The 7,953-nt window shown below is 66.5% G+C and carries 10 protein-coding genes; 6 read left to right on the top strand and 4 right to left on the bottom strand.

What is annotated here, in order from left to right; all coding sequences use genetic code 11:
- Positions 1–147 precede the first annotated feature (147 nt).
- On the bottom strand, positions 148–384 hold the full coding sequence (locus tag ACN675_RS07145; RefSeq protein WP_420750192.1) for a DUF2510 domain-containing protein: 237 nt from the start codon (positions 382–384) through the stop codon (positions 148–150).
- Here ACN675_RS07145 and ACN675_RS07140 point away from each other — a divergent pair.
- The 4 genes from ACN675_RS07140 (at position 290) to ACN675_RS07125 (ending at position 4,032) form a co-directional block, all read left to right on the top strand.
- Positions 290–499, top strand: a complete 210-nt coding sequence (locus tag ACN675_RS07140) for a hypothetical protein (protein WP_420750200.1) — start codon at positions 290–292, stop codon at positions 497–499. The two genes, ACN675_RS07145 and ACN675_RS07140, sit on opposite strands and share 95 nt — an antisense overlap.
- A 126-nt stretch (positions 500–625) precedes the next feature.
- Entirely contained in the window at positions 626–1,669 is a 1,044-nt protein-coding gene (locus ACN675_RS07135) for an LLM class F420-dependent oxidoreductase (protein WP_197252941.1), read from the top strand.
- 97 nt (positions 1,670–1,766) lie between these two features.
- Positions 1,767–2,195 (top strand): hypothetical protein, encoded by a 429-nt coding sequence (locus ACN675_RS07130; RefSeq protein WP_420750191.1) that lies wholly within the window; start codon positions 1,767–1,769, stop codon positions 2,193–2,195.
- A gap of 964 nt (positions 2,196–3,159) precedes the next feature.
- Positions 3,160–4,032, top strand: coding sequence for an SGNH/GDSL hydrolase family protein (locus tag ACN675_RS07125; RefSeq protein WP_420750190.1), 873 nt, complete (start codon positions 3,160–3,162; stop codon positions 4,030–4,032).
- A 12-nt stretch (positions 4,033–4,044) separates the two neighbouring features.
- On the opposite strand, the gene ACN675_RS07120 is transcribed toward ACN675_RS07125, so the two are convergent.
- From ACN675_RS07120 to ACN675_RS07110, 3 genes are read right to left on the bottom strand one after another with little or no spacing between them, the layout of a single operon-like run.
- Positions 4,045–4,551 carry a hypothetical protein gene (locus tag ACN675_RS07120; protein ID WP_420750189.1) on the bottom strand — a complete coding sequence of 169 codons (507 nt, stop codon included), beginning with the start codon at positions 4,549–4,551 and terminating at the stop codon, positions 4,045–4,047.
- Between the two features lie 12 nt (positions 4,552–4,563).
- Positions 4,564–5,613 carry a MerR family transcriptional regulator gene (locus ACN675_RS07115; RefSeq protein WP_420750188.1) on the bottom strand — a complete coding sequence of 350 codons (1,050 nt, stop codon included), beginning with the start codon at positions 5,611–5,613 and terminating at the stop codon, positions 4,564–4,566.
- Between the two features lie 60 nt (positions 5,614–5,673).
- Positions 5,674–6,687, bottom strand: coding sequence for a hypothetical protein (locus ACN675_RS07110; RefSeq protein ID WP_420750187.1), 1,014 nt, complete (start codon positions 6,685–6,687; stop codon positions 5,674–5,676).
- 96 nt (positions 6,688–6,783) lie between these two features.
- On the opposite strand from ACN675_RS07110, the gene ACN675_RS07105 reads away from it, so the two are divergent.
- Both ACN675_RS07105 and ACN675_RS07100 read left to right on the top strand, forming a co-directional pair.
- Positions 6,784–7,365, top strand: a complete 582-nt coding sequence (locus ACN675_RS07105) for a TetR/AcrR family transcriptional regulator (protein WP_420750186.1) — start codon at positions 6,784–6,786, stop codon at positions 7,363–7,365.
- Positions 7,366–7,506: 141 nt separating this feature from the next.
- Positions 7,507–7,866: a CD225/dispanin family protein gene (locus ACN675_RS07100; RefSeq protein WP_420750185.1), complete on the top strand. Its 360-nt coding sequence runs from the start codon at positions 7,507–7,509 to the stop codon at positions 7,864–7,866.
- Positions 7,867–7,953: the final 87 nt, after the last annotated feature.

Raw genomic sequence — 7,953 nt, 5'->3', positions numbered from 1 at the left:
GATTATGAGCCGAAAATCGGGGCCTCATGAGGCTCGCCATTCGTGTATAGATTGGAAGTGGGAACAAGCCGAATTTCGCGGTTCGGGCGTTCGTCCCTTCGCCAATCCACGTGGTCGATCAGTGAGGCCTGTCGACTGGTGGGAGACCTACGAGTGCGGTGTATGCGCGCGCGGCTGGGTATGTGCGGTCCACATCCCACCGTCGTAGTAGCGCACCATAGTGGGATTCTGTGGATCCGTGTACCAACCAGCCGGTATCGCATTGTGGACAGCCGGTGGAACTTTCGACTTGGACGCCTTCACGATCACTATCACGATCCCGGCGACCGCGGCGACCGCCGCTGCCAAGATCGCGAACAACACCAGAAAATGCCACGGACTCATTGCACCCACGCTCACTGATCGTCCAACCCGCTATGTCCGTTACGTCCTGAAAGTAAGTCTCGCGATGAGCGGCGGACGTCAGGTGCCGGATCGGCGAAGCGCCGACGTCAAATAGGTAGCGCCGATGAAACCCATCGACGATGCGTCCTTGCGTCACGTCCGGCCAAGTGTTGAACTGCGGACATAGATCGCGGCACGCGGATCCCCGGGTGGTACCGCATAATTCGACGGGAGTGCCTCGATGCGCATCGGAACCATGATCACCTACAGCGGCGGATTCGCCGAGACCGTCGCCGAGGTCGCCGATCTGGAACGCGCAGGTCTGGACATCGTCTTCATGGCGGAGGCCTACTCCTTCGATGCCGTCAGCCAGCTCGGATATCTCGCGGCGAAGACGTCGCGGGTGCAGCTCGCATCCGGGATCTTCCAGATCTACACACGGACCCCGTCGCTGATGGCGATGACCGCAGCGGGCCTCGACTACGTGTCCGACGGGCGATTCGTACTCGGCATCGGTGCGTCGGGACCGCAAGTGATCGAAGGGTTCCACGGCGTGCCCTACACGGCGCCGTTGGGACGCACCCGCGAGCTCGTCGACATCTGCCGGCAGGTGTGGCGCCGGGAGCCGGTGCGCTACGACGGCAAGTACTACCAGATTCCGCTGCCCCCGGAGAAGGGCACGGGACTCGGCAAGCCACTGAAGATCATCAATCATCCGGTGCGCGAGCGCATCCCGATCGTCATCGCCGCACTGGGGCCGAAGAACGTGGCTCTCACCGCGGAGATCGCCGAGGGCTGGCAGCCGATCTTCTACAACCCGGAACGCGCGAACGACGTGTGGGGTGAGGCGCTCGCAAAAGGCAAGGCCAAGCGCGATCCGTCGCTCGGCGACCTGGAGGTCTACGCCGGCCCCGCGCTCGCGATCGGCGACGACGTCGATCACCTGCTCGACCTGGTCAAACCCCACCTCGCGCTGTACATCGGGGGTATGGGTGCCCGCGGCAAGAACTTCTACAACGACCTGGCCTGCCGATACGGATACGAGGCCGACGCCAAGATCATCCAGGATCTGTATCTGGACGGAAAGAAGGACGAAGCCGCCGCGGCGGTGCCGGACGAGCTGGTGCGGGCGATCTCGCTGATCGGCCCCGAGGGCTACGTGCGCGAGCGGGTCGCGGCGTTCGCGGAGGCGGGTGCGACGACCCTGAACGTGAAGTTCCTCAGCCCCGACCCGGCAGGACGCGTCGAGCAGCTCGAGAAGCTGCGCGCCATCGTTGACGCGTGACGGCCGGGTGCCGGTAACGGTGGGATCGCTGCGTTCGATCTGAGCGGCGAGGCGCGCAACACGAGACGCGCGCCCCCGGACCGGTGAAGGAGTGGACGTGAAGCCCTACCTGAGGGTGCTCGCGGGAATGTTCGCGGGCATCACGTTGTGGTTGGCATTCGTGGAGCTGATCCACGGAAAGTTCTCGGCCTCTTTCACCCAGCTCGTGTTCACCGCAATCCTTGCGTATCTCGCTGTCGGCAAACCTATTCGGGACTACCGCGCGCGGAAGAAGGCCGAGTACGTGGGCCTGGCCGCCCGCGCGGAGGCCGGGCACCTCGCCTATCTGGCCGGGGATCCGGCGGCCTTCGCGCCGCCGCCCCCGGCACCGCGGCCGCCGAAGGTTCGAAGAGGCGTCGTGATCGCCGCGCTCGTCGCCGCAGCGTTCGTGATCTTCGGGATCATCTCCGACATCTCCGACGGGCTCGAATCGCCGTCGGACGACGACGCCACGCATCCGGTACCGACTCAACCGGCCGGCCCGTAGGTCTCGATGCACCGACGGTCACGCCGCTGCCGTCCGGCATCGCTGAATAGATCTGTCGAACAGCAGCTTCCGGTGTGTCTGTTTCGAGTAGCGGATTCGAGGGCAGTCGAACCGCACGGAAAAGGACGCCCTGCGGGCGGCTGTCTTGAACCGATCGGAGACCCTTCGGGTCCCTGAGTCTGCTCGGCCCCTTCCCCAAACGCTGCCCGGTCGCCATGTCCCGATAGACCGTCTCGGCCAGCACTTCTGGCCCCACGTCGGGTGGTGACGTGTGGCTTGTGCTGGACCCGGTCGTTCGTGTCGACCCGTGCGATCGGGTGCTCCGCCACCAGCTGCGGAGGCTGAAGGTACTGGTGCCCTGTCGGTTTCGGGTTCGGCTCCGTGGCCGGATACCCGCAGCGGCGATGCGCTGACGTCGGACTACGGGAGGGTAGCGACGGGCACGGTCATGCCTCGGTTGCCGGAACGGCCCTCGTACACACCGTGCAAAGTGAAACGCCTGCAGCCCCTCGACCGGCGGGGTCGAAGGGCGGAAGAGTCAGGACGTCGACAGGGGATCGAGCGGAGTGGCTCGTCGATGCGCGCCTCGATCGGGCGCGTGGATAGAATCCAGCCTACGGTGCATGACAGTTCCGTTCTGTCGTGTGCCCAGACCCCGGATCGGTGTTGGCGCACCGGCCGGGGTCGAACTGTTTTCAGATGATCTTGGGATGGTCCCACGCAAGCTGGGCGCGGTCAACTCGAACGGCTGTTCTATGCGTGTCGGCGCGTCGCTGTCTCGAGAGCCGCGTCCGAGCGAATGTACCGCTCGTCTCCTCAGATCGACTGAATGTGCCGCTCGCTCGGAAAACGGGTGCGACACCTGCGGAAACGGGTGCGACACCTGCGCCCGTTGTTCCCGGACACAGAAACACGACGCCCAATCTCCCCGTCGTCACGGTGCTCGTCACAGATACTGCTGATCATGAAGCCCGTCGGAATCCGCGCCGTCGTCACCGCCGCCGTCGTCGCGACCACCACTGCTGTCTCGTTCGCGCTTCCGGCCACGGCATCTGCCGTCCCTGCGAACGGTGGTGTGCGGTACGTCGCGCTCGGAGACTCCAGGGCCGCCGGCCCGTCCCTGGACCCGGCTACGCGGACCAATGCGTGTGAACGCTCCGACCTCGGCTATCCGACGCTCGTCGCACAGGGGGTGGGCGCGGCGTCGTTCCTCAACCTGTCGTGCACCGGCGCCCGCACCGAGCACGTGACGAACACACCGCAGCGGACGTCGATGGGGGCGGTGCCCGCGCAGATCGAGCGGATGCCGTCGGATACCACGCTCGTGACGCTCAGCATCGGTGGAAACGACATCAGTTGGCCCACATTGGTTTCCCAGTGCTACGCCTCTGTGCCGGGTGGTGACGCCAGGTGCCGAAACGATCCGGCAGTGAGCGGCCGGGCGCTGTCCGCACTCGCCGGACTCGGTCCGAAGGTGTGGTCGACGCTCACCGCGATCAGGTTGAAGGCGCCGGCTGCGCGCATCATGCTGGTCGGGCACGGTGGAATCTTCGGTGATCGCGGATGCTGGCCGAACCTGCCGATCAGCGACGCCGACGCAGTCTGGGCAAAGGGATTCTTCGCAATGATGAACGGCGTCCTGGCTACGGCAGCCGCCACAGCCGGTGCCGAATTCGTCGACGTCACCGCAGGGGCGGAAGGACACGACGCGTGCGCCGCTCCCGGACAACGCTGGTTCGAGGGGCGCCAGGCGGGCCCGTCGTCGAGTGCACTGCATCCCAACGCTGCGGGCATGGCGCACATGGCGCGTCGTGTGCTCGGCACGGTGCGCCGCTGAGCCTTCGCGTCGTCATACGGAAGTGCCGGGCGCGGAGGCGCGTTGCGTGCGGTCCTTCCTGTTGATGGCGTCGGCGACCTCGTCGATGGCGGTCCGGATGGTGTCGCCGTACGGCCCGTCCGGCAGGGTCGGCGCGTGCTCGCGGGCCGCGGCCACGTGATCGGCGGCAGCATCGAAAGAGCCGAGTCGACGGAAGTTGTCGGCCAGGTTCAGGTGCAGTGACGGATAGAACCCGGCGATGTGCAGATCGGCGTGGTGTTCTTGCACTCGCTGTTCGGTCACGGCGTCGGCGGCGTCCAGAGCGCGGATGTCCCAGACCAGGGCTCGGGCGGGATCGTCGTAGAGGTCTGCCAGGTAGTGCGCGAGCGTGCAGCGGTGCAGTGGGTCACCGAGGACGCCGATCTCGGACCACAAGGCCAGCAATTGTTCTCGGGCGGCCGCGGGATCGCCGGATCGGCCTTCGGTGACGGCGTGTGCGATGGCATCCATGGTCGGGTCGGCGTGGGGAGTAGTGGTCATCGATGCTCCTCGTCAGGTGGTGTGGTCGGGGTCGATGGGCATGGCGGTGGTCGTGAGATCGCCGCGGTCGGCGGACCGTACCGTGACGGGCAGGTCCCACCCCCGAAGATCCAGCATCACGTCCGGACCGATCGCGGTACTGATCGCCGGGTAGAACGTCGTGAGCTGAAACGTAATTCGGACATCTGCTCCCGTCGCCGTGGCGTCCAGTGATCCGAGGGATTGTTCGTCACCGGTGAGGAATTCGGGAACGCCGTCGGTCACGCTCAGCGAGACCTGCTCGCCTGCACTCTCCTCGAGCGCTCGGAGGAGCAGGTTCTTGGCGACGGTCACACGAGTGGTGGGCTCCGGTAGGTCCGCGAGCATCGCCCGATAGTCGGGGAAGGGCTCGGTGACGAGCCTGCAGTGCAGATCGTCGCGCTCCGCGACCCGCAACCGGATTCCGTGCGCCGACGCTTCCACGTGGACCGTTGCGCAGCGGCGCATCTCGTTTGCCGCGGCCCGCAGGTCTCCTGCATCGACCGTTGCAGACCAGGTAGCAGCCGTCCTTTCTCCGGGCACCAGGCTGCGCGTGGAGAGCCGGTACCGATCGGTTGCGGTCAGGGTGATTGCGTGCGGGCCGGCCTCGATGTGGATGCTGTCGAGCACCGGCATCGACGGCTCCCGGGCTGTCGCGCTCGAGACCTGATCGACCGCGTCGGCCAGCACCGGTCCCTTCAACGCGGCGATCGGAATGCCGGGCGTATCGGTCAACGCCGCGGTGAGGCGAACGGCTTGCCGTTGCGCCGCAGCAGCATCTCCGAGCACTTTCGCAATGTGTTGGTCGATCATCCGGGCGGCCTCGGCCGGTCCCGCGTCCAGGGCCGCTCTGACCGATGCCAACGGCATGCCGATCTCGCGGAGCTGCCGGAGCATGTCCGCGCGGGGCAGCTGGTCGGGACGGTAGAGGCGGTAGCCCGATACGGGATCCACCTCGGCCGGCACCAACAGCGCAGAGTCGGCGTAGAACCGCAGTGCGCTCGGGGTCAGGCCGGAACGCCCGGCGAAGACCCCGATCGACATGAGATCAGAAGGATGCACCACGTCATCATCGGGCTTCAACCAACGTGAAACTCAAGTCCGCTATCCGACGGTTGCGAGTTCCTCGGGTTCGTCGACGACCTTCGATTCCCGCACAGCGGCGATGCACGTCAACAGCACGCCCGCCGCCGCCCACACGGCCAGGACCGTCCACGGGAACGCGGTATTCGCCTCGGGGAAGTACGACAGTTGACGCAGCAGGGTTGCACCCGCGCCGGGCGGGAACCACTGCCCGACCGCGCCCCAGGGGGCGAGAAGGAACTCGACCGGCATCGTGGCGGCGGAGATCGGATTCGCGATCAGCATGATCAGTACCGCGCCGACCCCGATACCGGGCATGCCGAGGAGGCTGCGCAATCCCACGATCGGTGCCGAGATCGCCACGATCGTCAACCCGATCGCGATGGCGTTGAGCCAGAAACTGCCGTGAAGTCCGCCGAACCAGGCGTGGAGGATGCCCGCGAGCAACAGCCCACCGGCGACCGCGTACGCCACGAGTGCCACCAGGCGGGGGAGTGCCGTGCCGATCGCGACCGAGATGATCACGGCGCCCGCCATGCCGCCGAGGACCAGCGGGAACGCGGCAGCCGACATCTTCGCGCCGCGCGGATCGGCGTCGTCGAAGGGCACCACGTCGGTCACGGTGACGGCCGCACCGGTCCGTTGCCCCAGCTGCGCTGCCATCGCTTGAAGCATTTGGGCGACTTGAGGATTCGCGGCCGTCGCGATCAGGACTTCGGGGGCCTCGCCGGGCGCTGAACCGAGCACGATCGCGCCGTAGACTTCCCGTTGCTCGATGGCGTCGATCGCGGCCGCGCGATCGCGCACGGGCGTGGGTGCGAGCGTCTCGCCGGCCTGTGCCGCGACGACACCGGTGACCTGCGCGACCGCTGCTTCCGGGCCCGCGACCGCGACGGGAAGGTCGCGGGGTTCCGACGTGACGGCCGGCCATGTGAAAGCCAGCAGAACGATTCCGACGATCGCGGCGGCTCCGACCGCCAGTGCGACCGCGCGCGTAACAGAGGTGCTGCCCGATGCTGCCGGTGTGTGGCTCATGGGGACCCTCCCATTCAAAACGAATATTCGTTCTCTATGGAAGACCTCGGATAAGGTGCTTGTCAACAGCTCGAGAGGATGGAAGGAAAACCGGTCGTGCCCAGGGTCAGTCAGGCGCATCGCGTCGCGCGGCGCGCGGAGATCATCGATGCCGCCCTGCGCTGCTTCGCGCGCTCGGGATACCAGCGCACGACGATGGCCGACATCATCTCCGAATCCGGATTGTCGGCCGGCGCGATCTACGGCTACTTCGGCGGCAAGCAGGAGCTCCTCGTCGCTGTCGCCGACCACGTACTCGGCGATCGAGGCAGTGCACTCACGGATGACAGTGGGTTCGCGGTCGAAGGGCCCGGCGATATCGTCGCCGCACTCCTGCACAAGCTCGACGAAGGCGGACTCGGCAGCGCCGTCCTCCAGCTGTGGGCGGAGGGCACCATCGACCCCGAAATCGGTGAACTCGTCCGCGCGGTGTTCGGCCGACTGCGCGCCTTCGTGACGGACCTGCTCTCTGCCTGGGCCGAGGAGCACCCGTCCGAGATCGGAACCGACTCGCGTACCTGGGCCGCCGAGCGCGCCCCGATCGTTCTGGGTCTCGCCCAGGGATTCATCGTCCAGAAGTCGTTGATCGAGGATTTCGACGCCGACGCGTACATCGCCGGAGCGCGCGCGGCGCTGTGACGGCCGTGTGCCTTTCCGGCGGCCCTGACCGCCAGAAAGGCACACCGGGGCCGGAGGCCCACAAAGTCGTCGGGAACATTTCGCATCGCCGCTGCATCTGATCTTCGGACGAACGGCAACACGGATGCACACGGAGGCGACGTGACTCAACAGATTCAGAACATTCAGCCCGGCGGATTCCAGTACCACGCTCCCGTCGAGCAGGTCCGCCCGGCGCTGCCGCCGCAGAACACCGGCTGGGCGGTCGCCGCACTGATCTTCTTCTGGCCGCTCGCGTTCTCGGCGTTTTCGCATGCGGCGAAGGTGTACCCGCTGTGGGCGATGGGCGACTACGCGGGTGCGCAGGCGTCGTCGGACAGCGCGAAGCGACTCGGCAGGATCGCCTTGCTCGTGTGGGCGATCTTCGTCATCGCGCTGATCGTGTTCTACGTGGTCATCTTCGCCGCTGCCATGTCGGCGATGAACGATCTCCCGTCGTACTCGGACTACTCGTACCGCTGACAGGCATCGAGTCGGCGTCGACGTCGAAACATCCGTATCGAAAATGTCCGGCCGGCCGAAACCGGGGGAGGGTTCGGCCGGTCGGCT

The organism is Rhodococcus sp. O3 (genome assembly GCF_048897285.1).
Taxonomy (GTDB): domain Bacteria; phylum Actinomycetota; class Actinomycetes; order Mycobacteriales; family Mycobacteriaceae; genus Rhodococcus.
This window is presented reverse-complemented; position numbering and strand designations above follow the sequence as displayed.

Excerpts from the sequence above, each read along its gene's own strand:
- ACN675_RS07145 (WP_420750192.1), bottom strand. The coding sequence starts at position 384 with ATGAGTCCGTGGCATTTTCTGGTGTTGTTCGCGATCTTGGCAGCGGCG.
- ACN675_RS07135 (WP_197252941.1), top strand. The coding sequence starts at position 626 with ATGCGCATCGGAACCATGATCACCTACAGCGGCGGATTCGCCGAGACC.
- ACN675_RS07125 (WP_420750190.1), top strand. The coding sequence starts at position 3,160 with ATGAAGCCCGTCGGAATCCGCGCCGTCGTCACCGCCGCCGTCGTCGCG.
- ACN675_RS07120 (WP_420750189.1), bottom strand. The coding sequence starts at position 4,551 with ATGACCACTACTCCCCACGCCGACCCGACCATGGATGCCATCGCACAC.
- ACN675_RS07115 (WP_420750188.1), bottom strand. The coding sequence starts at position 5,613 with ATGTCGATCGGGGTCTTCGCCGGGCGTTCCGGCCTGACCCCGAGCGCA.
- ACN675_RS07110 (WP_420750187.1), bottom strand. The coding sequence starts at position 6,687 with ATGAGCCACACACCGGCAGCATCGGGCAGCACCTCTGTTACGCGCGCG.